Source organism: Psychroflexus aurantiacus (genome assembly GCF_010820555.1).
GTDB lineage: Bacteria > Bacteroidota > Bacteroidia > Flavobacteriales > Flavobacteriaceae > Psychroflexus > Psychroflexus aurantiacus.
In genome coordinates this window covers 188,469-211,199 of the sequence record NZ_JAAIKD010000002.1, presented here as the reverse complement: position 1 = coordinate 211,199, position 22,731 = coordinate 188,469, and the positions used below count along the sequence as shown (strand labels likewise).

General features: G+C 39.2%; 22 protein-coding genes. 11 read left to right on the top strand and 11 right to left on the bottom strand.

All coding sequences use genetic code 11. From position 1 onward, the window contains the following. The gene (gene nadC / locus G3567_RS03655) at nucleotides 1-858 is read right to left on the bottom strand and encodes a carboxylating nicotinate-nucleotide diphosphorylase (protein ID WP_164004303.1); all 858 of its coding nucleotides are present in this window, start codon (nucleotides 856-858) and stop codon (nucleotides 1-3) included. 47 nt (nucleotides 859-905) lie between these two features. Between nadC and rlmH the strand changes: the two genes are divergently transcribed. Then, nucleotides 906-1,379, top strand: a complete 474-nt coding sequence (gene rlmH, locus G3567_RS03650; RefSeq protein WP_164003969.1) for a 23S rRNA (pseudouridine(1915)-N(3))-methyltransferase RlmH — start codon at nucleotides 906-908, stop codon at nucleotides 1,377-1,379. A gap of 57 nt (nucleotides 1,380-1,436) precedes the next feature. Here the strand turns inward: rlmH and queA are convergent, their stop codons facing one another. The 9 genes from queA to G3567_RS03605 form a co-directional block, all read right to left on the bottom strand. Then, nucleotides 1,437-2,486 carry a tRNA preQ1(34) S-adenosylmethionine ribosyltransferase-isomerase QueA gene (gene queA / locus G3567_RS03645; RefSeq protein WP_164004302.1) on the bottom strand — a complete coding sequence of 350 codons (1,050 nt, stop codon included), beginning with the start codon at nucleotides 2,484-2,486 and terminating at the stop codon, nucleotides 1,437-1,439. A 108-nt stretch (nucleotides 2,487-2,594) separates the two neighbouring features. Further along, complete coding sequence (locus G3567_RS03640) at nucleotides 2,595-3,815, bottom strand: 3-phosphoshikimate 1-carboxyvinyltransferase (protein WP_164003968.1); 1,221 nt, start codon at nucleotides 3,813-3,815, stop codon at nucleotides 2,595-2,597. 88 nt (nucleotides 3,816-3,903) lie between these two features. Next, the gene (locus G3567_RS03635) at nucleotides 3,904-4,161 is read right to left on the bottom strand and encodes a hypothetical protein (RefSeq protein ID WP_164003967.1); all 258 of its coding nucleotides are present in this window, start codon (nucleotides 4,159-4,161) and stop codon (nucleotides 3,904-3,906) included. Next, nucleotides 4,162-4,488, bottom strand: a complete 327-nt coding sequence (locus G3567_RS03630; protein ID WP_164003966.1) for a nucleotide pyrophosphohydrolase — start codon at nucleotides 4,486-4,488, stop codon at nucleotides 4,162-4,164. A 3-nt stretch (nucleotides 4,489-4,491) separates the two neighbouring features. Continuing rightward, nucleotides 4,492-6,459 (bottom strand): DUF3857 domain-containing protein, encoded by a 1,968-nt coding sequence (locus tag G3567_RS03625; RefSeq protein WP_164003965.1) that lies wholly within the window; start codon nucleotides 6,457-6,459, stop codon nucleotides 4,492-4,494. Between the two features lie 14 nt (nucleotides 6,460-6,473). Beyond that, nucleotides 6,474-8,372, bottom strand: a complete 1,899-nt coding sequence (locus tag G3567_RS03620; RefSeq protein WP_164003964.1) for a DUF3857 domain-containing protein — start codon at nucleotides 8,370-8,372, stop codon at nucleotides 6,474-6,476. A gap of 40 nt (nucleotides 8,373-8,412) precedes the next feature. After that, nucleotides 8,413-8,865: a D-aminoacyl-tRNA deacylase gene (gene dtd, locus G3567_RS03615; protein ID WP_164003963.1), complete on the bottom strand. Its 453-nt coding sequence runs from the start codon at nucleotides 8,863-8,865 to the stop codon at nucleotides 8,413-8,415. Nucleotide 8,866: 1 nt separating this feature from the next. Beyond that, nucleotides 8,867-9,823: a ribosome small subunit-dependent GTPase A gene (gene rsgA, locus G3567_RS03610; protein WP_164003962.1), complete on the bottom strand. Its 957-nt coding sequence runs from the start codon at nucleotides 9,821-9,823 to the stop codon at nucleotides 8,867-8,869. 31 nt (nucleotides 9,824-9,854) lie between these two features. Further along, a complete protein-coding gene (locus G3567_RS03605; protein WP_164003961.1) occupies nucleotides 9,855-10,934 on the bottom strand; it encodes a bifunctional 3-deoxy-7-phosphoheptulonate synthase/chorismate mutase type II in 1,080 nt (359 codons plus the stop codon). A gap of 147 nt (nucleotides 10,935-11,081) precedes the next feature. Between G3567_RS03605 and gldA the strand changes: the two genes are divergently transcribed. Genes gldA through G3567_RS03585 form a run of 4 tightly spaced genes read left to right on the top strand, consistent with a single transcriptional unit; the run spans nucleotide 11,082 to nucleotide 14,696 of the window. Next, a complete protein-coding gene (gene gldA, locus G3567_RS03600) occupies nucleotides 11,082-11,984 on the top strand; it encodes a gliding motility-associated ABC transporter ATP-binding subunit GldA (RefSeq protein WP_164003960.1) in 903 nt (300 codons plus the stop codon). Nucleotides 11,985-12,026: 42 nt separating this feature from the next. Next, nucleotides 12,027-12,971 (top strand): DUF368 domain-containing protein, encoded by a 945-nt coding sequence (locus tag G3567_RS03595; RefSeq protein WP_164003959.1) that lies wholly within the window; start codon nucleotides 12,027-12,029, stop codon nucleotides 12,969-12,971. Next, nucleotides 12,949-13,971, top strand: coding sequence for a DUF368 domain-containing protein (locus G3567_RS03590; protein ID WP_164003958.1), 1,023 nt, complete (start codon nucleotides 12,949-12,951; stop codon nucleotides 13,969-13,971). The genes G3567_RS03595 and G3567_RS03590 overlap by 23 nt, the downstream gene beginning before the upstream one ends. Further along, nucleotides 13,968-14,696: a shikimate dehydrogenase family protein gene (locus tag G3567_RS03585; protein WP_164003957.1), complete on the top strand. Its 729-nt coding sequence runs from the start codon at nucleotides 13,968-13,970 to the stop codon at nucleotides 14,694-14,696. Before G3567_RS03590 ends, G3567_RS03585 begins: the two co-directional genes overlap by 4 nt. A 318-nt stretch (nucleotides 14,697-15,014) precedes the next feature. Here the strand turns inward: G3567_RS03585 and ccsA are convergent, their stop codons facing one another. Then, nucleotides 15,015-18,236, bottom strand: coding sequence for a cytochrome c biogenesis protein CcsA (ccsA, locus tag G3567_RS03580; RefSeq protein WP_164003956.1), 3,222 nt, complete (start codon nucleotides 18,234-18,236; stop codon nucleotides 15,015-15,017). Nucleotides 18,237-18,513: 277 nt separating this feature from the next. Between ccsA and G3567_RS03575 the strand changes: the two genes are divergently transcribed. The 6 genes from G3567_RS03575 to G3567_RS03550 are packed head-to-tail and all read left to right on the top strand — an operon-like array spanning nucleotide 18,514 to nucleotide 22,689. Further along, nucleotides 18,514-19,266 (top strand): Rossmann-like and DUF2520 domain-containing protein, encoded by a 753-nt coding sequence (locus tag G3567_RS03575; protein WP_164003955.1) that lies wholly within the window; start codon nucleotides 18,514-18,516, stop codon nucleotides 19,264-19,266. Beyond that, nucleotides 19,253-19,756, top strand: coding sequence for a KdsC family phosphatase (locus G3567_RS03570; protein WP_164003954.1), 504 nt, complete (start codon nucleotides 19,253-19,255; stop codon nucleotides 19,754-19,756). Before G3567_RS03575 ends, G3567_RS03570 begins: the two co-directional genes overlap by 14 nt. A 58-nt stretch (nucleotides 19,757-19,814) precedes the next feature. Then, entirely contained in the window at nucleotides 19,815-20,669 is an 855-nt protein-coding gene (locus G3567_RS03565) for a geranylgeranylglycerol-phosphate geranylgeranyltransferase (protein WP_235923461.1), read from the top strand. Beyond that, nucleotides 20,666-21,247: a Maf family nucleotide pyrophosphatase gene (locus G3567_RS03560; RefSeq protein ID WP_164003952.1), complete on the top strand. Its 582-nt coding sequence runs from the start codon at nucleotides 20,666-20,668 to the stop codon at nucleotides 21,245-21,247. The genes G3567_RS03565 and G3567_RS03560 overlap by 4 nt, the downstream gene beginning before the upstream one ends. Nucleotides 21,248-21,252: 5 nt before the next feature. Next, on the top strand, nucleotides 21,253-22,140 hold the full coding sequence (locus G3567_RS03555) for a septum formation inhibitor Maf (RefSeq protein ID WP_164003951.1): 888 nt from the start codon (nucleotides 21,253-21,255) through the stop codon (nucleotides 22,138-22,140). 3 nt (nucleotides 22,141-22,143) lie between these two features. Beyond that, nucleotides 22,144-22,689 carry a mechanosensitive ion channel domain-containing protein gene (locus G3567_RS03550; protein WP_164003950.1) on the top strand — a complete coding sequence of 182 codons (546 nt, stop codon included), beginning with the start codon at nucleotides 22,144-22,146 and terminating at the stop codon, nucleotides 22,687-22,689. Nucleotides 22,690-22,731: the final 42 nt, after the last annotated feature.

Sequence of the window (22,731 nt, the reverse complement as noted above, 5' to 3'; positions counted from 1 at the left end):
TTATACAGCTTTTAGACTTAGATCCAAATTATGAACCGAATGTATGAGGGCTCCGCTAGAGATGTAATCAACTCCACATTCTGCATAATTCTTGGCATTTTCCAATGTAATCCCACCGCTGGATTCGGTTAAGCATTTAGATCCGATTATGTTCACCGCTTCCCGGGTGTCTTCGTAACTGAAATTATCCAGCAATATTCTATATACACCCTCAGACTTCAAAATTTCTTGGACTTCTGAAATTGATCTTGCTTCTACTACAATTTTTAAATCTAAGTTTTTATGCTCCAGATACTTCAGGGTTTTTTGAATGGCTTTAGATATGCCTCCAGCAAAATCGATATGATTGTCTTTCAGCATAATCATATCATAAAGGGCAAATCTATGGTTCTCGCCTCCGCCGATTTTAACAGCCTGCTTCTCCAAAGCTCTAAATCCGGGGGTGGTTTTTCGCGTGTCCAGAATCTGCGTTTTAAAGCCTTCAAGCAATCTGGAAAACTTTTGCGTTTTAGTAGCAATGGCACTCATGCGCTGCATGGCATTTAACACCAGACGTTCAGCTTTAAGGATAGACTGACTTGAACCAGAGACATAAAAAGCAATATCTCCGTGAGTCATCGTGTCTCCGTCCTTCATCAGGGTTTCGACTTCTAAGGAAGGGTCCACATGATTGAAAACCTGCTTTGCAAACTCAACTCCAGCCAGAATACCCATATCTTTTACAAGTAATTTGGCTTTACCGACAGCGTATTCGGGAATGCAGGCCAGGCTGGAGTGATCCCCTTCTCCTACATCTTCCCGGATCGCATTTTCAATAAGAATCCGGATTTCTTCTGCCAATTGCTTTTCGCTAATCATTTGGTTCTCTATTTTTGACTCGAACAAAGTTAAACTTTTTTATACGGATGACCATCACCTTAATCCTCGTAGGTAAAACAGATAACCGCCATCTGGATGCCCTAATCAGCGATTACAAAAAGCGTCTGTCGCATTTTGTAAATTTTGAAATCAGCATTATTCCCGATCTCAAAAAAAGAAAACATATGGAGACCGAACTTCAAAAGGATAAGGAAGGCGAACTGATTCTGAAAAAAATTTCGAGTTCAGATTTTGTGGTGTTACTGGACGAAATCGGCACGGAATATTCCTCAGTCAAACTGGCAGGCTGGCTCCAAAAACGCATGAATTCGGGCCTGAAAAATCTTGTTTTTGTCGTTGGCGGACCTTACGGGTTTTCCCCTGACGTTTATGCCAGAGCCAATCAAAAATTATCGCTTTCCAAAATGACATTTTCTCATCAAATGATCCGGCTGTTTTTTACCGAGCAGTTGTACAGGGCCTTCACTATTTTAGGCAATCTGCCCTACCATCATGAATAAAAAAAAGCCGACCTACATCACATAAGCCAGCTTTCTCCCTTAATTTTAATTTGACGACTATAAAATCAGCATCGCATCGCCGTAAGAATAGAATTTATATTTTTCCTTAATGGCTTCTTTGTAAGCCTTTTCCATCAAATCATGACCTGCAAATGCAGAAATCATCATCAATAAGGTGGATTTTGGCATGTGGAAGTTAGTAATCATGCAATTGGCAATACTAAAATCGTGAGGTGGAAAAATAAATTTATTGGTCCAGCCATTGTATTCATTTAATCTCTGGTTTGAGCTTACAGCACTTTCCAAAGTTCTCATGACTGTAGTCCCTACAGCACAAATTCTTCTTTTTTCAGATTTCGCATTGTTGATAATGCTCGTCGCTTTGCTATCGATCATAATCTCTTCACTGTCCATTTTATGTTTAGACAAATCCTCGACTTCTACGGGATTGAAGGTGCCAAGACCTATGTGTAAAGTCACTTCTGCAAAGTCAACTCCTTTGATTTCCAAACGTTTCAACAGATGTTTTGAAAAGTGAAGTCCGGCTGTAGGTGCTGCAACAGCACCCTCGTTTTTGGCATAAATCGTCTGGTAACGCTCAGCATCTTCCGGCACGACATCTCGCTTGATGTATTTAGGAAGTGGTGTCTGGCCAAGTTCGGTCAGTTTATTTCTAAAGTCCTGGTAAGACCCGTCATAAAGAAAACGCAGTGTTCTCCCCCTGTTGGTGGTATTATCAATCACTTCGGCAACCAGGCTTTCGTCTTCTCCAAAATAAAGCTTGTTTCCAATTCTTATTTTCCTTGCAGGATCCACAAGTACATCCCAAAGACGGGTTTCCGGATTGAGTTCCCTCAGCAGAAAGACTTCAATTTTTGCACCGGTTTTTTCTTTATTTCCGTATAATCTCGCGGGGAAAACTTTGGTATTATTGAACACCATGACGTCTTTTTCCTCAAAATAATCGATGACGTCTTTAAACGTTTTGTGCTCAATAGAACCATCTTTACGATTTACCACCATTAATTTGGCTTCATCCCTGTGCTCCGACGGAAATTCTGCCAAAAGATCTTCAGGTAAAGTAAATTCGAATTGTGAAAGTTTCATTCCCATAATAGTCTTGTTTTTTTAAAGAGTGCAAATATACGACCGCGAGATAGGCGTTGTCAAGTAATTTATAGTTTATTTACCTTAATGACAGTCCAATCTCTGTCTTTACTGTATACCCAGCACTTTCATATTTTCCCAAAAATCTGGAAAAGACTTGGATACCACTTCGGGATTCAAAATTTCCAAGTCGGTTTTTATGGCCAGAGGTGCAAAAGCCATAGCCATCCTGTGGTCCTGATAGGTTTTTATTCTTACGTCTGAATTCAATCCAGAACTTGGATTTAAGTGCAGGGATTCGTCGGTTATAGTGACCTCTGCACCAAATTTTTTAATTTCGGTTTTAAGCGCTACCAGTCTGTCGGTTTCTTTAACTTTTAAAGTGTGAAGCCCGGTTAAATAACATCCAATACCCAGTCCTAAACAGCTCACTGCTATGGTCTGTGCCAGATCCGGAGTGTCGTTGAGATCCAATTCGATTTTCTGAGGCAGCTTAAAATCATCTACTTTTGAAAGCTGAATAGACTCCCGGTTAAATTTCGTCTTAATTCCAAGGAGGGCATAGAACTCAGCCACCTTCGAATCGCCCTGAAGACTATCTCTGTAAAACGTAGAAATCTCCATGCTTCCTGCCTGCATAAGTGCTAAGCAGCTGTAAAAATAAGAGACCGAACTCCAGTCAGATTCTACTGAAATTTGTGTAGGCTGAATCTCAGTTTTGGGATGCACTGTGATGGAAGTATCTTCAAAATGAACATCGACCCCAACAGAGGCAAGCGCCTGAGCCGTCATCTTGAGGTAAGGCTTGGAAGTGACTTTGGATTCTAGACGTATTGTCAGTCCGTTATTAAACGATGGCGCTATGAGCATTAAGGCCGAAATGTACTGACTGCTTACGTCTGCCGGAATGGATATGCTTTCCTTCTGAAGAGACTTCCCTGTAATTTTTAAAGGTGGAAAGCCTTCGTTCTTGACGTATGCAATGCTTGCCCCCAGGTCTCTCAGGGCTTCCACAAGAATCCCGATGGGACGCTCCTGCATACGTTCACTTCCGGTAAGGATAACCTCAGCCCCGGGAATGGCAGACACATAGGCTGTTAAAAATCGCATCGCCGTTCCTGCATGGTGAATATCGATTTCTTTGGATTCCTGTAGTGGCTTGGCCAGAGCTTTTTGAAGCACCCTGGTGTCATCACTGTTGGACAAGCCTTTCAACTCCAAATTTGGAAATAAAGCATTTAAGATCAGGTAGCGGTTGGAAATACTTTTGGAACCCGTAATTTCAAATTGAAATTGCTCAGTCGTAGGCGCAGAGAAACTTAATTTCATGTGTTAGTTTTAATGTTTTTCATGGCCACACTTGCCAAAATGAATTAGTTGTAAAGGTGCAAGCTTCGATACAAGTTCATCATTGGTTTCACTGGGCATCATTTTTTTTGATATTTCCCCTGAATTTAAGGTAAGTGACCACAAAGCCATATACAAAACCACTCATGATATTGGCCACAAAAAACCGAAGCAGGTTCTCTTTAGACAATCTGTTTTCAAAGTAGGATGACCAGTTAAAATCATAGGCAAACCAAAGGTCGATGATGTTGTATATAAAAATGAATCCGGCAGCCAAAATAACAACAGATCGCCAGAAGCCTTTGGTAGAAATTACGCGTTGAAACATTTATTTGAGTTTTTTGTTATTTTGATGACGATCGTGATCGCGTTTGGTTTTCAGGTCAAGCTTTTTATCAAAAGCCTGTTGCAAATCGATTCCTGTTTGATTTGCCAAACATAAAACAACAAAGACCACATCTGCAAGTTCCTCTCCAAGATCTTTGGACTTGTCACTTTCTTTTTCACTTTGCTCGCCATAGCGTCTTGCGATAATTCTCGCCACCTCCCCTACTTCTTCCGTGAGCTGTGCCATATTGGTAAGCTCATTGAAATAACGTACACCGTGTTCTTTTATCCATTCATCTACAGCGAGTTGAGCCTCTTTTATATTCATGTATTAGATTTTTACGAGAACTATTTTCTCATTTTCTTTATTGATTAAATCTGTATAGAATTTTCTTATGTTTGGATATCTTTCAGGAAGATAAAACGTATCATTGATATCGAATGTAACTTTAATATTGATTACCCCCGAGTTTTCTTCGATAAGATAAAGTAATTTCAGGGATTGGTCGCCAAAATCCAATGCCACACTTTCAGGTAAATAATCAATTTTGAAGCCTTCTGGTATATTCAAACTTATGAAATAGTCTATATTCTGTGGAAAGTAAAAATCTATTGGATAATCTCTTTTCTCTTTTTTAAACGGATTTTCATTGGTCTTCATGAACATCATAGGGCTTACATAGATTTTGTCCCCAATGTTTTCAACAAAATCGCCCTCTGAAGAAAACTTAAAACTCTCTAAAAGTGGTTTTGAAGACTCCTTAAAATTGGAAGAAGACACTTCCGAAATACCCTTGAATTTGAAAGCACTTTCGTAATCCTCCCTTAACTCGGAACTGGATTTCTTTTCAATTTTTTTTCTGGCTCTAATTCCGAAGTAGTCGTAAGAGACCATTCTGCAGAGACCTTCTATATTCCCCACCGCATCCAGGCTGGCCTGGACCTGGTACTTCTTTTTGGATTTCATTTTCGGGGTAAGATCCAAAGATTCATAATCCTCGGTCTTCATTACAATCCCTTGCCAATTCATGACACGTTTTGGCAATATATTAGGCTCAGCAAACTTTTCGGTAGCATCCAGAAGGAACATCTCGTCATTGATATTGACAGAGGTGAATACATAATTAAGACCTGATACAGAGGGAAATAGAGCTGTACCATTACTCACTGTACTTGACAATACGGGATTTGCCTCCAGCCCTGCTTCTCTTAACATAGCAGTAAGCATAAGATTGATATCCGCAGAATTTCCAACACCGGTTTCATAGATTTTATCAAGTTTTTCACTCGTATAACGTCTTTCTTTTCCATCCCAGGTCATTTTATTTTTAACATACTCATATATGACCTCCATTTTTTCCTTTGGTGAACTTATATCACCTATCAGGAATTCAAGGTCTCCTTCAAAATATTTTGTCCGGTTTAGTTCCTTTTTGAATGAATCCGTTTTACCCAGGGTTTTAACTACATCACCCCAGGAGCCGGATCTCTGTTCAAATTCCCCATAGGTACTTGCCCTGTATGCGGAAAGCTCATATCCAATTGTCGGCAAATAGTCCTTTATGTTTTTGACAAAAGATTCAGTTTCGATTTTAGGAAGATTGCTGGCATAATGCGTATGTTTTACCATGGATGTAGCTTCACTGCTACGAGATACTTTTAACCTGCCTTCAAGTTCTTCTCTATTTGTCTTAAAAGGCAAATAGCCTTTTGTATTTAAACTGTACCCCAGGTATTCAATTGGAATTTCAGTAGTGTATTCAGAATAGCGAGTCGGGTATTGATTTTGAAAAATCCATTCTGGTAGCATATTTATGTGAGGCGAAGTTTTCGTGTAGGAATATTCAATAATAACTCCTTCTTTTATATTTGGCAGTGTAAAGGTATGAGCCTTCCATGTTGAATTTTCGTCGGTATCAAAAATATCCTTGTTTCTGATTTTTTCACTTTCAATTTTATCATTCTCAAGATAATAGACATAGGCTTTGATCCCACTTATATCCTCTCTGTCCGAATTAGATTCGCCCACATAATAAGGAATTTTGACCGTAGCAGCATCAAATCCTTCTTTGGTATATATTTTCACCCTCCGGGTTACTTCAAATTCGTAATTCCAGCTACGAATGGCTGTAAATTTAATTTCTCCCTTTTCGAATAAAACTTCAGCATCTGCAAATTCATCGGTAGGACTTTGAGTTTCTTTAAGCATTTCTACTGTAACGTCCTGAAGACTTTGTGTTTGGCAAAAACCAGTGTTAAAAGAAAACACTAGTAAGGTGCATAGGATAAGATGTTTCATGAGATTAGAATTGATTAGGTTTTAATTTGCTTTAGACTGATTTTGGTATTATCAAATTTCTTTATTGTTGAGAAAAAATCTACAAAATCCTGATAAGTGGATTTTTCGTAATTGTTTTTATTTAATTTAAAAAAACGCTTGACTATAAGTTTTTCATTTACTACTTCAAAATGAAGACTATAGGTCCCGAATTCAGATTCAAAATTGATATCATCCATTACCGTTTCAACAGACAAACCCTCTATATTAAATATAAATTCGTCTTCATCTACAAAACCTCTCTCAACAAGAAAAGGTGTTTTTCTTTCTGCATAATTTGGGATATTATTCTCGAACTTATTGAAAGGATTGACATCCATGATAATGTCTTCCCCATATAACTTCAGGTAGTTATCGTTTTTTATAGAAACAAATTCTTCAAAAATTATTTTATCCTTATGGTTTACAAATTTATAGTTCTCTATCTTAAGTTCTTTAAGGTTATCCCAGTAAGACTTGAAATGAGATTTTATAGTCTTCGGATTCTCTTTCTTTAATCCATATTTTCTGTAATACTGACTTCCTTTCGAAGAGATCTTAACCTCAGCTTCGATGGAGGAACCCTTTAAAATGATTTCTGCTGAAGTAAACTGGTAATTATGTTCTTCAGAAAATGAAGGTGTTTTGATAATCTCTCCTCCGGTTGATTTTACCGCCAAAACTTTACGGTTATCTGTAAAGGTACCTAAAAAATTGAAAGGTATATCCTGGCTGGTACATTCCAGCCAAATATTTTCCTGGTTTTCCTGAGGTATGGTAAGAATCACATGATTGCCTTGTAAAGACGTAAATTCTTCTTCTAAATCTTGAATTTCTGAACCCGCCTGGACTACACAATAATTGGATTGTACACCTACTGCAGTAAGTAATGCCTTGGTATAATTAGTAAGCCCTTTACAATCACCATATTTCTTTGCGTCAACTTCTGCTGCAGAAATGGGCTTCCATCCCCCTATACCTACTTGCACGCTTATATATCTTGTGTTTTTCTGTACATAGTCATAAACCACCTTCGCTTTTTCTACATCAGTCTGCAGGCCTGCAGTTAGCGATTGTATTTCAGTGACGGTAGATTGTGGCAGTTCGTCCAGACCTTTAAGAAGATTTTCATACTGCCATTTTCCGAACATGTCCCAATTGTTTCCCTGTCCTTTTTCACCTTCCAGTTCAAACGTGTTTAGAGCAAACATAACCTGTGGAGTATATGTTTCCAAAGATGGACTATAGACTTCACGAGGTACCGCCTCCAGGTTTTCAAAAGAATACATGACAGTATTCTCATCTAGTTCTTTCTGACTTACATTTTCAGAATACTTATTAAAATAAGTCCTGAGCGTTTCCCCAGAGTGGTTTTGAATTTTATAAGTTGATCTCTTAATCGATTGGTCATAAGTTATAATCGGCTGAAAACTTCTTATAAAAGCAGTGTTTGAAGTCTTTACTTCCTTTTCAAAAAGCAATGTGATGGGATAACTGGAAGGCGTATAACTCAAATACTTCACCCTATTATCTGAATACAAACTGACAGATCCCACAACACTTACATCCTCAAAGTCTCTTTCTTTGAATTTTTGCAGTTCTGCTCCAAAAGTATTGTAAACCGTTAAAGTTAGGTTCTTAATCTTTGTGGATTCATCGTAATACGCATAGGCATTTATAGCAGAGAGACCTTTCTTATTTAAAATAGTTACAGTTCTGCTTTCTGTATACGTCATTGAATTGTAGCTATCAATTTCCAGAACAATGTCCTGACTTAAAATGACAGAATTAGCATGCTCTATTAAGTTAGAATCCAAATTGACTATGGAATAATCATCTTGGCCATAAAAAAAAGAACAGTATAAAATCGTGAGACTTAGGAATAAGTTTTTCATCTTCCAAATGTAAAAAAAAATCTTAAAATTTGAAGTGATTTTAAGTCTTATTCTTTGAATCCAATATAAACGTAAGCGGACCATCATTAATGGAATAGACCTGCATATTGGCGCCAAATCGTCCTGTCTGTATATTACTGTGATATATATCCTTGATGGACACTATAAAATCTTGGTACAGCTTTTTGGCATATTCCGGTTTCGCTGCGTCAGTAAAACTAGGCCTGTTTCCTTTCTTAACAGAGGCGTAAAGCGTAAACTGACTTACAATCAAAAGCTCTCCCTCAACATCCCTGATATTCAGATTCATTTTTCCTTCTTCATCCGAAAAAATTCGCATCTGAATCACCTTTTTGACTAGCCAGTCAATATCTTCCTGCGCATCTTCATCTTCAATGCCCAAATAAATCAAAAGTCCATGAAGAATGCTGCCCGCGATTTGATGATCGATCTCAACGGAAGCCTCCTTAACTCTTTGCAGTACAATTTTCATATTATCTCAAATCTTGATAGGGGTCTTTTCTGAAACTCTCATCCTCTTCACCTTCTAAAATCTGCAGGTAACTTTTATATCTTGAATACGCAATTTCGTCTTCTGTCAGGGCGTCTTTCACTGCGCACTGCGGCTCTTCCACATGAATGCAGTTGTTGAATTTGCAGTGGGTCTTCAATTTGAAAAATTCCGGGAAATAATTGTCTAAAGAATATTTATCGATATCCACCACACCAAAACCACGAATTCCCGGTGTATCTATAATCTGCCCGCCAAAATGAAGCTCGTGCATCTCTGCAAAGGTAGTGGTATGCTGTCCCTGCCTGTGCTGCTCTGAAATTTCTGAAGTTTTGATGTTCAACCCGGGTTCTATGGCATTGACCAGAGTGGACTTTCCAACACCACTATGCCCCGCAAAAACACTTACTTTATCCTTCATCAGTGCTTTAACCTGATCGATATTTTCACCGGTTTCAGCCGAAATCCCAATGCAGGTATACCCGATTTCCCTGTACATTTCAGCGAGATATTTCATTTCTGCAAATTCTTCCAGGCTATAGGCATCTACTTTATTGATAAGAATCACCACTGGGATATGATAGGCTTCAGCAGTAACCAAAAATCTATCGATAAAGGTGGTGCTCGTTGGCGGATTGTTATGTGTAACGAGTAAAAAGGCCACATCTATGTTAGCCGCAATAATGTGAGTTTGCTTGGATAAATTCACCGACTTCCGGATGATGTAGTTCTTTCTGTCGTAAATCTCTTTGATGATGCCGATAGTCTCATCCCCTTTTTTCTCGGTATCGATTTCCACATGGTCCCCTACTGCCACAGGATTCGTACTTTTAATACCCTTTAGCCTAAACTTACCTTTTATTCTGGAATTATAAATCTCTCCATCCTCCGCTTTAACGTAATACCAACTCCCCGTAGATTTATAAACAACAGCTTTCATAAGTTAAGTTTTGAAGGGGTTACAATTTTCATTATTGACTTATAATTTTATGTTGATGCGCAATAGATTCCTCGTGTATGGCTTTGGTAAGACGTTCTACAAAAGCTTTGGACAATTGCTTCTTTTCTCCTTCCAGAGTTAACTTGTTCAATACATTATTCCAGCGTTCAGGCTGAAGAATAGCTACATTATTTTCTTTTTTCAACTCACCAATCTCATCGGCAACGCTCATACGCTTCCCTAAAAAGTCGATAATTTGATTGTCGATTATATCAATTTTAGACCTTAAGACGTTCAGCTTTTCGTTGAACTCTCCGGCACCATGTTTTTTTCTGATTCGCAGATCAATAGTCATCTGCTTCAAATATTCCGGAGTGATTTGCTGGGCAGCATCGCTCCAGGCTTTGTCCGGCGTATGGTGGGTTTCCACAATCATACCGTCATAATTGAGGTCTAAAGCGGTTTGGCAGATGTCAAAAATCAGATTTCTGGCTCCGGCAATATGAGACGGGTCTACTAAGATAGGTAAATCTGGAAATCGATTTTGCAAATCGATGGCTATTTGCCATTCCGGATTATTTCTGTATTTAATTTTCTCGTAAGTAGAAAAGCCTCTGTGGATTACTCCCAGATTTTTGATATTGGCGGCGTAAAGACGCTCCACCCCACCAAGCCATAAGGCCAGGTCTGGATTCACCGGGTTCTTTACCAAAACTATTTTATCGGTTCCCTGAAGCGCATCTGCTATTTCCTGTACTATAAATGGACTTACAGTACTTCGGGCGCCAATCCACAAAACATCTACATTGGCCTTGAGTGCCAGGTCAACATGCGTTTTGTTGGCTACTTCAGTAGCAATCATCAGTCCGGTTTCTTTTTTAGCTTTTTTAAGCCATTCCAGTCCAATAGCCCCAACACCTTCAAAATTTCCAGGTCGGGTTCTCGGTTTCCAGATTCCAGCCCGCATGACTGTAGCATCAGAATCTTTGAGCTGATGGGCAATAGTGAGTACTTGTTCTTCAGTTTCAGCACTGCAAGGGCCTGCAATGACCAACGGATGATCCAGATTCATCTCCGTTAACCAGTTTCTTAATGTCTTGTCATTTTCCATGCCTGCAAAATTAACTTTTAAAATCAGAAAAAAAAGCCAATTGACTTGGTTTTAAAAGGGAGGTCTTCTTATAAAAAACTTTTAATACGAATACATTCTGAATTTGTGAAGAGATATAATTTGTATTTTTGAACAAAAAGTTTCAAGATGTCGATTGAAGTCAACTCCATTTCGAAGTCATATAAGAATCAGTCTGTCCTGAAGGATATCAGATTCCGGATGTCTAAAGGTGAAGTGGTGGGCTTGCTCGGACCTAATGGCGCAGGCAAATCTACGCTTATGAAAATCCTGACCGGATTTATAAGTCCCAGTTCTGGTGAAGCCCGCATCAACGGACTAGAACTCACAAAAGCAAAAACAGACATCCAGAAACAAATCGGTTATTTGCCAGAACACAATCCTATTTATCTGGAGATGTATATCAGGGAGTACCTTAATTTTCACGCCAGAATTTTTAAAACACCTAAGGAGCGAATAGATAAGGTGATTGAGCAAACCAAACTCAGCCAGGAAACCGGCAAGCGGATTTATCAATTGTCCAAAGGCTACAGGCAACGGGTGGGTCTGGCCGCTGCCCTGCTTCACGATCCTGAAATTTTGATTCTGGACGAGCCCACCACCGGTCTGGATCCTAACCAGCTTATCGAAATACGGGACTTGATTAAGTCTATAAGTAAAGACAAAACCATCCTCCTATCCACCCACATCATGCAGGAAGTAGAAGCGATTTGTGACCGGGTCATCATCATCAATAAAGGTGAAATTGTCTCCGATAAAAAAATGGAAGACCTCAACGATGCCAGTCAGCAGGTCATTGAAGTTGAATTTAATTACAGAATAGAAGAAGTCGCTTTAAAGGAAATAGGAAAAGTAGTTCAGGTAAAAAACACGACCCGATTCAAATATGAAATCACCTTTGACACTAGCGTGGATAAACGTCCAGATGTCTTTGATTTCGCTCACGATAAGGGTTTAAAAATTATTGAACTTCACAAAAAAAACAAAAACCTTGAAAGCTTATTTATTGAATTGACCAAAGATTCCAAATAAAAAAACCAATCTCAAAATGAGTATTGAACTTATCAATCCTTTATGAAAAGAAATTTAAAATCCTACATTACGGTTAGCTTAAAAGGTCTGGGCATGGGTGCAGCAGATGTTGTCCCTGGAGTTTCAGGAGGAACCATCGCTTTTATTACAGGTGTTTATGAAGAACTGGTCACCACTATTGCCAATGTGGATTTGGGCCTGTTAAAAACCTGGAAAAAAGAGGGCTTCACAACCATGTGGAAGCAGCTAAACGGAAACTTTATCCTGGCCTTGTTAATCGGTATTTTTATGAGTGTATTCACCCTGATGAGGCTCACCAATTATCTGCTCGAAACCTATCCGGTTATAGTCTGGTCGTTTTTCTTTGGATTGGTAGTGGCTAGTGTCTGGTATGTTGGCAAGCAGATTGACAGATGGACCCTAAAACTTGTAGTTTTTGCACTTCTTGGCTTTGGGATCGCTTACGGCATCACCTTGATGGCGCCTGCCCAGGGTATGGACCATCCTCTTTACTTTATGTTATGTGGAGCCGTCGCCATTTGCGCTATGATTCTGCCGGGAATTTCAGGAGCATTTATCCTCGTTTTAATGGGGAGTTACAAAACGATTACCGAAGCTGTATCAGAATTCAACTTCCAGGTGATAGGTCTTGTTGGACTTGGAGCTATCATAGGGCTATTGAGCTTTTCTCGGATATTGAAATGGCTTTTTACAAATTTCAGATTGGTCACTTTAGCAATCCTTACAGGCTTTATCGCTGGCTCCCTGAATAAAATATGGCCCTGGAAAAATGTGATGGATTCTGTACTAATAAAAGGCAAACTCGTCATTTTGGATGATATTTCTGTTTTACCACAACATTTTGAGGGCGATCCACAATTATTTTCTGCTATTACTGCTGCTGCCCTAGGATTTTTACTGATATTGCTTTTAGAAAAAATAGCCGAAAAACAACCTCTTTCCCATGCAAAGCACCAGGACGTTTAGTGACAAGATTTTTCTGTTTTTGAAGGGACTTGCCATGGGAGCTGCCAATAAGGTGCCAGGGGTGTCCGGGGGAGTGGTCGCTTTTGTTGCCGGGTTTTATGAAGAGTTTATTTATTCGCTGCAAAAAATCAATTTAAAATCGCTTAAACTCCTCATCAATGGGAGGTTTTCAAGTTTTTTTCAGTACATCAATGCGAAATTTCTGGGCATTCTCATTTTGGGAATGGTGTTTAGTTACTTCAGTATATCCAAATTATTAGATTTCCTGATCCAGCATTATGAATTATACGTTTGGTCTACGTTTTTCGGGATGATAATCGGTTCTATCTACTACATCGGTAAAGACTTTAAGGTCAGAAAATTAAGCACCATCCTGTTTATTGCCATAGGTGTTATAGCGGGTGTAAGTATCAGTTTTTTAAAACCTGCTACAGAAAATGACAATTTGCTTTTCGTGTTTTTCTGCGGTATCATAAGCGTTTCCGGAATGACCCTTCCCGGTTTATCGGGTTCATTTATTCTGATTTTACTGGGTAATTATGTTTTATTGCTGGTAGATTCTGTGAACGCCCTTTACGATACCTTAACGGAAATAATCAAGCTCAATTTCTCTTTTACAGATAATCCTGAGCGGATACGGCTATTAGAAGTCCTGGGGTCTTTTACGGCAGGTTCCTTATTTGGGTTAGTCACGTTTTCCCATCTGCTGAATTATGTTTTAAAATACTATAAAAAAATCACCTTTTCTATCATCATTGGGTTCATAACCGGAAGTTTAGGTGTAGTTTGGCCCTGGAAAGAAAAGATATTCAAACTCAATGAAGCGGGAGAAATTGTAAAAGATACCAGCGGAAATCCTGTTTTGGATAATTATGTCAGGTACTGGCCAGACCTGTCATCAATGAATACTTGGCTAGCTTTCTCTTTTATTATATTGGGAATTTTAATAGTTTTAGGCCTTGCCTGGTATGGCAACTTAAGAAAAACAAAAAACCTATGACAACCTACGGACTTATTGGAAAAAATATAGATTATTCGTTTTCAAAATCGTATTTCAACACCAAATTTCATAATGAAGCTATTAAAGCTAAGTACATCAATTATGATATTGAAAACATTGAGGAAATAAGGCAAATTGTAAACAATTCAATCGAATTGGCCGGACTAAACGTCACCATTCCGTATAAAGAAGCCGTTATCCCTTATTTAGATGAAATCGACTCTCAGGCAGAACGTATTGGTGCCGTGAACACAATCAAAATTGATAACAAAAAAATGATCGGTTATAACACCGATGTCTTTGGATTTACCAAATCCATCTTCTCGCTTGTCGCACCCAATCATGACTCCGCGTTAATTTTGGGCACAGGTGGCGCTGCTAAAGCCATACGACATGCTTTGGTTTCTATGGGCTATCATATCAATTTTGTATCCAGAGATAAGGAAAAGGGAGATTTCACCTATGAGGAATTAAACGCTGAAATCATTAAAAACCACCAGCTTATTGTGAATTGCACACCCCTGGGAACCCATCCGGATGTCAATCAGTTTCCACCCATTCCCTACGAATTCATCGACAAAACACATTTGCTTTACGATTTGATATACAACCCTTCCATTACAAGCTTTCTGGCTCAGGGTAGAGAAAACGGCGCTCAGATTATTAATGGTGAACAAATGCTTATCGCTCAAGCTGAAAAGGCCTGGGAAATCTGGAATGAGTAAAATCAAAAGCCCCCTTAACCCTAAAGGGGGAATTCTTGGACGTCAAATTTAAAATTAAGCTCTTCAACTAAAGTCTGTGGCTTCGATTCCATTTTCTATGGATTACCTGCCTTTGCAGGCAAGGCAAACAGCAACCTCATCACGATAACGTCTCATCAGCAGTTCACGACTACAGAATTCTGAATTAAACTCAAAAAAAATATACCTCCTATAGCCTAGTACCTCCAACTCTAGTACTCACAGGCTAACAAACTACTGAATACTGAATATAAAAAGCGAATCTTAAACTGAAAATCCTCTTTACTGACTACTAAGCCGCTAATAATACTTCTTATACTTATACTTAGCAGCAACCCCTAAGACTATCCATACCACCAATGCTATGATGATAAACTGATAACTGATAATCTGATCGCCACTAGCGTAGGAATGTAAACCTGTCAGATAGAAGTTCACTCCAAAGTAAGTCATCAAAATGGAGCCAAAAGCCAGAACTGCAGCCCAGTTGAAGGCAAAAAGGCCTCTTAAACCAGGCACCAGGCGCATGTGAATCACAAAAGCGTAAACAAAAATACTAATCAGTGCCCAGGTCTCTTTAGGATCCCAGCCCCAGTATCTCCCCCAGCTTTCATTGGCCCACTGACCACCGAGGAAATTTCCAATCGTTAGCATAACTAATCCTACAGTTAGTGCCAGTTCATTGATGATGGTCAGCTCCTGGATATTCAGTTTCATCTTTTTGAAATTGGATTTATTGGTGGCTATAATCAGAATAAGCGACACCAGTCCAATAATAGCTCCTAAAGCGAAAGGTCCGTAACTTCCAACGATCACAGCCACGTGAATCATTAACCAGTACGAATCCAGCACAGGCTGGAGGTTTCCTATAGTAGGATCTAACCAGTTCCAGTGGGCTACCATCAAAATGATGGAGGTTACAAAAGCGGTGGAACCCATGGTTAAATCACTTTTACGACCAAAGGCTAAACCGAAGAACATGGTTGCCCAGGCAACATAAATCATACTTTCATAAGCATTACTCCAGGGCGCGTGCCCGGATATGTACCAGCGGGCTGCAAGTCCTGCCGTATGCGCCGTAAATAAAATAACAAGCAGCACTTTACTTATGTTAATCGCGTACTTGTTAAGTTTGTTTTCTTTGAAAATTCTCAGGATCACAAAAATGATCATAATCAAACTCACATAGAGATAGTACTGGAACAGGAGGTTGAAAATATCGATCCTATTATATAAAATCTCAGCTTCCACTTTGTCTTCTGCAGGAATGACCTCTTCGCCGTATTTCTTTTGAAAGGATTTTAAACTGAGCAGCAATTCATCTGCCTGGTCATAATCTCCAGTTTGACGTGCACTTCTCAGAGACTGCATGTATAACGGAAGAATCTGCTTGGTATACAACGTATCAACACCGGTAAAATAGCGTTCCTCATCCAGTTCCGGATAAGCCACCCATTTGTTGTTGGGATGATCGGGTACAGGAAAAATCCTGAATTGTTTTCCCTGTAAGGTGTTATAAATCAGATTTACTTTTTCATCCGCTTTAATGAAGTCTTTTTGAAATTGGTTGGGTACGGCAGCTTTATAAGCTTCATCCAGGTAGTCACCCAGCTTATATTCGCCATCCATTTCAAAAAAATCGGTTAACGCCACGTATTTTATGTTTTCCTCAACACCCAGTACATGATGTATGCTGTCATTTTTGGTCTTGATGGAAATAAGTGGCGCCGAATACCAGATCTGTGGATTCTCAATCATGGAGAGCAAAACCTGGTCGCTATTTAAATCATTATACGCATCCTTTTTACCGAGTTTTCTCAGTAATTCTGAAGAATAGGTATTTATAGGCTTCATTCGCCCCCCATAATCCTGAATGATCAACTCACCAAATTTGGCAGCATGTGCTGCACTCACTTTGTTAGCCTGAATCATCTTGATGATCTTATCAGATTCAACCTGATGTATCACCTCATCACCCTGATGGCCCTCTGCAACTAAGGTATCCTGAACCTGTGCTGACTCCTCAACCACGTTTCCGTTTTCGGTTTGAGCAAAACCTGACATTCCGAAAAGAAGGATCAGGATGCTGGTCAGTTTTGCTTTTTTCTGTTTTATTTTTTCCAATTTCTTTCTTAGTTCTCCAAATCTGGATCCTCGGTCTACCAGAATTGCCATTAATCCTAAATAAAGTAAAAAGTAACCTATGTAAGTAATCCAGGTACCCCACCAGTCGTTATTGACCGATAAAACAGTTCCGCCTTCATCTGGATCAAACGAAGACTGGAAAAAACGATAGCCTTTATGATCCAAAACATGGTTCATGTAGATATCGTAGGGATAGGAATTGCTTCCATCTACCACTTCCACTTTACTCATAAAGGATTCATAACTGGGCTGAGGCCTGTCTTCGGTTCCGGGATGTTTTTCGGCGATAAAGTCATTTAACTTAAGGGCAAAAGGAAGTTTGACTTCCTTGCTGCCATAATTCATGTAGATGTCGTAACCTCCCACATATATTTTTTTCATATCCATCTGAAAGCCTTGGCCTCCAAGCAATCCGACGATTTCAGACTCTCCGCCGGCCGTAACTTTCACAAACACACCATCGGGATCACTTCGGTTGACCATTTCTTTTTGAACCAAATCGTAACGCCCTTTGATGGCTGGATCGGGAACTACAAATTGCATTCCGCCCACATTATATAAGGAACGCATCTGCAGTTCCTGAATGGAATCCTGAGCCAGCTGACCTTTAAACTGATCTGCCATACGCATCCAGTCCCCTTCAAAAGGAGACGTAATCGTAAATCCTACCTCATTGCTTCCGGAAATGTTTATCGCACCATCCGTTTGTTTATTGAAAGCAAAAAGTATGTTATGAATATTGGCAACTTCGCCGGCTTTCAAATAATGGTCGTGCCGTTCACCATCTCCTGCTTCAACAATCTTCAGGAAATAATCGCCATTTTCAGCTTCAATAACCCCTTCTTCTGCACCTGCAATAAATTCTAAAAATTCAAACCTGATGGGATTCCCGTTATAATCGGTTTGAATGGTTTTGCCCGCCGTGATGGCAGGACCCAAATTAACTTCAAAATCCTGTTTTTTCCGCAAAGGCTCGCCTTCGATTTTACCATCTATAAAGGTGGTCAAATAGGTGCCTTCAGAAAGCATAACATTTTCGACTTCACCTTCACGAATCGGCATGATTCCTTCCTCGCCAATATAGCGCGTAACCCAGGCGCCTACCAAAATCAAAATGAAGGATAAGTGAAGCAAAAGCGTTGTCCATTTTTTCTTTCGTAAAAGTTTATATCTAAAAATGTTTCCAATAAAATTGATTACAAAAAAGACCATGATTACCTCAAACCACCAGGCATCATAAATCCATTCTCTTGCCGTAACGGTTGCATAAGAATTCTCAATAAAAGTCCCCACAGCCATGGACACGGCATAAATGACAAATAACATGGCCATCAGCCGGGTAGAAAACAATATATCTTTGATTTTTTTCTCTAACATAATTTCTTTTATATCGGTCACAAAGATACTCATTACAGGAGGATTACTAAAGCTTAGGCCCGGTTACGAACGTTGAAGTTGTGTTAATTAAACGCTTTAAAAAATTCTGATTTTTGCTGTTAATAGTTTAGCTTAAGCGTATGATTTTTAGCTATTTTTTTAAGTATGTGCTTATTCTTTAAGACCGACCCCATTTCGTTATCCAGGATTATAAGCCAACTTATTTGATTATTGGAAATGAGCCTTACCTTTGCTACATAAAACTAAAGTTTTTAAAATGTTTTCAATCGTCATCTTAGGTACTGGTAATGTAGCGACTCATCTGTTTCAAGCCCTGCGAGCTTCAGAAAAATGCGATGTGATTCAAGTGTATAATCATCAGCCCGAATCTTTAAAAGCTTTTGAAGAATTGACGGCAACCACCACCGATTTATCGGAATTGATGGAAGCTGACTTATACCTCTTGTGTTTGAAGGATGATGTCATTAAAACTATAGCTGAACAAATTCAAACTAAAACGGGAGTTATTGCCCACACCTCCGGGAGTCAATCCATTTTGGAAGCCTCCAATTCGGCAGTGTTTTATCCGCTTCAGACCTTTTCCAAGGGTACGAAGCTCGATTATTCTAAAATCCCTTTCTGTCTGGAGGCAAATTCAGAAGAGCATGAGAAACTTTTAAAAGCTATCGCCAGTTCGATTTCATCTGAAGTTTTTAACATCAGTTCCGCTCAGCGACAAACATTACACCTGGCGGCTGTTTTTGTGTGCAATTTCACCAACCACCTCTATGCCATTGGGGAAACCATTTGCAAAGAAGACGATATGCCTTTTGATATTTTAAAAGCTTTGATTCAGGAAACTTCCGCAAAAGTTCAGACGAATTCTCCCTCTGATGTTCAAACTGGACCAGCCATCAGAAAAGATGAAAGCAGCATTCAAAAACATATGAGCCAGCTCAGGCATCAAAACCACTTAGAAATTTATCGATTACTTACACAATCAATTTTACAAAAACATGACAAATTATAAAGAACTGCTCAACCAAATCACAACTTTTGCCTTTGATGTAGACGGCGTGTTTACCAACGGCTCACTTCAGATTTCTACTTCCGGAGATCTGATAAGAACCATGAACGTGAAAGATGGCTTTGTGGTTAAAGAAGCCCTAAAAGCCGGTTACGAAATCATCGTTATATCGGGCGGAACCAATGAAATGGTGAGAACCCGACTCAGAGATCTGGGAGTAACCAATATTCATCTGGGCATTGACGACAAGGTAGAATGCGTCAAAGAATTTTTAGAGGTATATGGTATCAAAGCAGAACAGGTCGCTTATATGGGAGACGATATTCCAGATATATATCCTATGAAAATGCTCGGATTAGCCACATGCCCCCAGGATGCAGTGCCAGAAGTAAAGGCCATTTCAGCTTATGTTTCTCACAAAAAAGGGGGTGAGGGTTGCGTAAGAGACCTCATCGAACAGGTCATGAAAACCCAGGGCAAATGGAAATATTAGGATCTAACCTCTAAGTTTTATGCACATCCTTGAGCTTATAAGATGGAAAAATCTGCTGATGCTTGTTTTTTCCTCAGCGCTTATAAGATTTGCCCTCATTCCTGGTTTTGGCGCAAATACACAGATGGATTTGCTGGCTTATACCCTGCTTGTCATTTCCATTATTTGCATTGCTGCAGGTGGAAATATCGTCAATGATTTTTTTGACATCACCACCGATAGCATCAACAAACCGGATCGGCTTTTGATTGATAGGGTCATTTCCAGGCAAACTGCTTTACAGCTTTATTTTATGGTCAATGCCATAGGCGTGGGACTGGCATTCTATCTTTTTTTGACGCAGGCTTTTGAGCAGTTTGGACTTGTGTTTTATATACTTGTTTTTTCACCGCTGCTACTCGCAGCCTACTCCATCTGGTTAAAGCGCCTGGCCCTTATCGGAAATGTTCTCGTAAGCTTACTGGTGGGACTTAGCCTCTTTTGTATGGGAACAGCCCTGGTAAATGAAGACCGATATCCGGTAGCCTTCTTCACTATCTGCGTTTACTCTTGTCTTGCTTTTCTTCTGAATTTATGCAGAGAATTGATTAAAGACCTAGAAGACATCAGAGGGGATAACTTTTGTAACATGACAACTTTGCCCATTTTAATTGGTAAAAAACGCTGCAATTATATTGTCTTCGGTTTACTCACATTTATAATTCTGGTGTTGCTATCCGTAGTCATGTCCTATTTCCTTACCCTTAATCTGCTGATATTTTATGTCTTTGTGTTCATCCTCCTTCCCTTAATACTGATTTCAAAACAAGTTCTGGACGCAAGCTCTGAAAACCATTATAAAAAGATCAGTTTACATTTGAAACTCGTATTTTTAACGGGTATTTGTTCCATGCTTACATTTTTAATCCTATGATATTGAACAATCTAAAAGACAAACGCATTCTATTAGCTTCGGGTTCGCCAAGACGTCAGGAAATTTTGAAATCCATTGGCGTAAGTTTTGAAGTCGAACTACGCTCTGTGAATGAAGTCTTTGATCCCAAACTAAAGCACCATGAGATCAGTGATTATCTGGCTCAGCTTAAAGCCGATCAGTTTGATGATCTGAAAGCAAACGAAATCCTCATCACCGGCGATACCATCGTTTGGCATCAGGATAAGGCCCTGAATAAACCAAGCACCAAAGAAGAGGCCTTTAAAATGCTGCAATCGCTTTCGAATGCCACTCATGAAGTCATTTCCTCGGTTTGCATCAAAACTCAAAAACAGACTGAGACCTTGTATGATGCTACTGAAGTTAAATTCAAAAGCCTGTCTGATGAAGAAATATGGCATTACATCGAGGCCTACCTGCCTTTCGATAAAGCCGGCGCTTACGGCATACAGGAATGGATTGGACAAATAGGGATTCTGGAAATTAAAGGTTCGTTTTACACCGTCATGGGATTTCCCATTCACAAGGTTTACAAAGCACTTTCACTTATAAATTAGGTTTTATGAAATATCTATTTATCTTAAGCATTGCTATACTCACAAGCTGTGAAACCATAGTAGAATCCGAACTAAAATCAATAAAAGAAACTCAGGACAAAAGAGATTTAACTTCAGAGTTTAAATCCTACTGGTTTGATGGTAAAGCTGAGTTGACGAGTTATGACTTGCAGTTTTACCGCTACGGCGAAAAACGGGAGGGCAAAGCCATGATGATTTTTGTAACTGAAGATTTTCTGCAGGACGCACAGGTGAAAGCAAATTCTCAATCTGAGAATACCATCACTGTCATGAAACTGAATGCTTTAAAGAAATTTAACACGGGAATTTACCCTTACAGCATCATGCAAAGTACATTTGTGCCTGTTGTTTATGAAGCACCTCTTTTAAAACTGAGTTCCAGCATTCAGGAATGGTGTGGGCAATCTTATGCGCAACTCAATCACCGAAGACAATTTGAAGTAGAAACACACTCTTATTTTGAAGGCGAAGCAGATTCAACGCTAGTGATTGAACCCACACTGTCGGAAAACGAAATATGGATTCAACTGAGGATAAATCCTAAAAAACTGGAACTGGGAGCACAGCAAATTCTGCCCGATTTTTCTTACCTCCAGCTCAATCATAAAGATTTTAAAGCTTATGAGGCGGAGCTGAAACAAACTGAAGGCTCTTTTCTGCATACCAGGATTACTTATAAAGACCTGGGTAGAACTGTAAACATCTACCAGGAAAAAACCTTCCCTTATGCCATCGAAAAGTGGGAAGAGATTGAATATAATTCCAAGGATACCCTAGTGTCTTCAGCAACAAAAATAAAAACTCTTATAACTAAATATTGGCAACAAAATTCGAGTAAATATTTACATTTGCGAGATAGTTTAGGTTTATAATATATGATACAAGATATTTTTTTTAAGTACGAATACCAGATCATTTGGACAGGCATTGTAGTCTTAGGACTTTTGTTTCTTAGGTTTGCGCTCAAACAATCCGCAAAGCGAACCGCCAAGAGAGACGAACTCAACTTTGCCAGAACAAGGCTTATCTATAAATACATCAATGTATTGGTTTCATTTATCGCCATCTTTTCTTTACTCCTCATCTGGGGTGTGGAAGTGAGAGAGTTAACCTTCATTTTTTCTTCAATTTTCGCTGTGATTGGGATTGGTCTTTTCGCTATTTGGTCCATACTCAGCAACATTACGTCAGGAATAATCATGTTTTTCTATTTCCCCTATAAGATTGGGGATAAAATACAAATTAACGACAAGGATTTTCCTTTAGCCGCCATTATTGAAGACATCAAAGCCTTTCAGCTTCACCTGAGAACAGATGAAGGGGAGTTGGTTACCTATCCCAACAATCTTTTTTTACAAAAATCGGTTAGTTTGCTCGAGAAAGACGCTGTAGTTGAGCGAACCGAAAATGCCGACCGTTAAAAGCATTAAAATAAACCTGCTTAAAACCCTGGGGCTTGTATA

Excerpts from the sequence above, each read along its gene's own strand:
- queA (WP_164004302.1), bottom strand. The coding sequence starts at position 2,486 with ATGAAACTTTCACAATTCGAATTTACTTTACCTGAAGATCTTTTGGCA.
- rsgA (WP_164003962.1), bottom strand. The coding sequence starts at position 9,823 with ATGAAAGCTGTTGTTTATAAATCTACGGGGAGTTGGTATTACGTTAAA.
- G3567_RS03625 (WP_164003965.1), bottom strand. The coding sequence starts at position 6,459 with ATGAAACATCTTATCCTATGCACCTTACTAGTGTTTTCTTTTAACACT.
- rlmH (WP_164003969.1), top strand. The coding sequence starts at position 906 with ATGACCATCACCTTAATCCTCGTAGGTAAAACAGATAACCGCCATCTG.
- gldA (WP_164003960.1), top strand. The coding sequence starts at position 11,082 with ATGTCGATTGAAGTCAACTCCATTTCGAAGTCATATAAGAATCAGTCT.
- G3567_RS03575 (WP_164003955.1), top strand. The coding sequence starts at position 18,514 with ATGTTTTCAATCGTCATCTTAGGTACTGGTAATGTAGCGACTCATCTG.
- G3567_RS03640 (WP_164003968.1), bottom strand. The coding sequence starts at position 3,815 with ATGAAATTAAGTTTCTCTGCGCCTACGACTGAGCAATTTCAATTTGAA.
- G3567_RS03570 (WP_164003954.1), top strand. The coding sequence starts at position 19,253 with ATGACAAATTATAAAGAACTGCTCAACCAAATCACAACTTTTGCCTTT.
- ccsA (WP_164003956.1), bottom strand. The coding sequence starts at position 18,236 with ATGTTAGAGAAAAAAATCAAAGATATATTGTTTTCTACCCGGCTGATG.
- G3567_RS03555 (WP_164003951.1), top strand. The coding sequence starts at position 21,253 with ATGAAATATCTATTTATCTTAAGCATTGCTATACTCACAAGCTGTGAA.
- nadC (WP_164004303.1), bottom strand. The coding sequence starts at position 858 with ATGATTAGCGAAAAGCAATTGGCAGAAGAAATCCGGATTCTTATTGAA.
- G3567_RS03585 (WP_164003957.1), top strand. The coding sequence starts at position 13,968 with ATGACAACCTACGGACTTATTGGAAAAAATATAGATTATTCGTTTTCA.
- G3567_RS03590 (WP_164003958.1), top strand. The coding sequence starts at position 12,949 with ATGCAAAGCACCAGGACGTTTAGTGACAAGATTTTTCTGTTTTTGAAG.
- G3567_RS03550 (WP_164003950.1), top strand. The coding sequence starts at position 22,144 with ATGATACAAGATATTTTTTTTAAGTACGAATACCAGATCATTTGGACA.
- G3567_RS03635 (WP_164003967.1), bottom strand. The coding sequence starts at position 4,161 with ATGTTTCAACGCGTAATTTCTACCAAAGGCTTCTGGCGATCTGTTGTT.
- G3567_RS03595 (WP_164003959.1), top strand. The coding sequence starts at position 12,027 with ATGAAAAGAAATTTAAAATCCTACATTACGGTTAGCTTAAAAGGTCTG.
- G3567_RS03565 (WP_235923461.1), top strand. The coding sequence starts at position 19,815 with ATGCTTGTTTTTTCCTCAGCGCTTATAAGATTTGCCCTCATTCCTGGT.
- G3567_RS03605 (WP_164003961.1), bottom strand. The coding sequence starts at position 10,934 with ATGGAAAATGACAAGACATTAAGAAACTGGTTAACGGAGATGAATCTG.
- G3567_RS03560 (WP_164003952.1), top strand. The coding sequence starts at position 20,666 with ATGATATTGAACAATCTAAAAGACAAACGCATTCTATTAGCTTCGGGT.
- dtd (WP_164003963.1), bottom strand. The coding sequence starts at position 8,865 with ATGAAAATTGTACTGCAAAGAGTTAAGGAGGCTTCCGTTGAGATCGAT.
- G3567_RS03620 (WP_164003964.1), bottom strand. The coding sequence starts at position 8,372 with ATGAAAAACTTATTCCTAAGTCTCACGATTTTATACTGTTCTTTTTTT.
- G3567_RS03630 (WP_164003966.1), bottom strand. The coding sequence starts at position 4,488 with ATGAATATAAAAGAGGCTCAACTCGCTGTAGATGAATGGATAAAAGAA.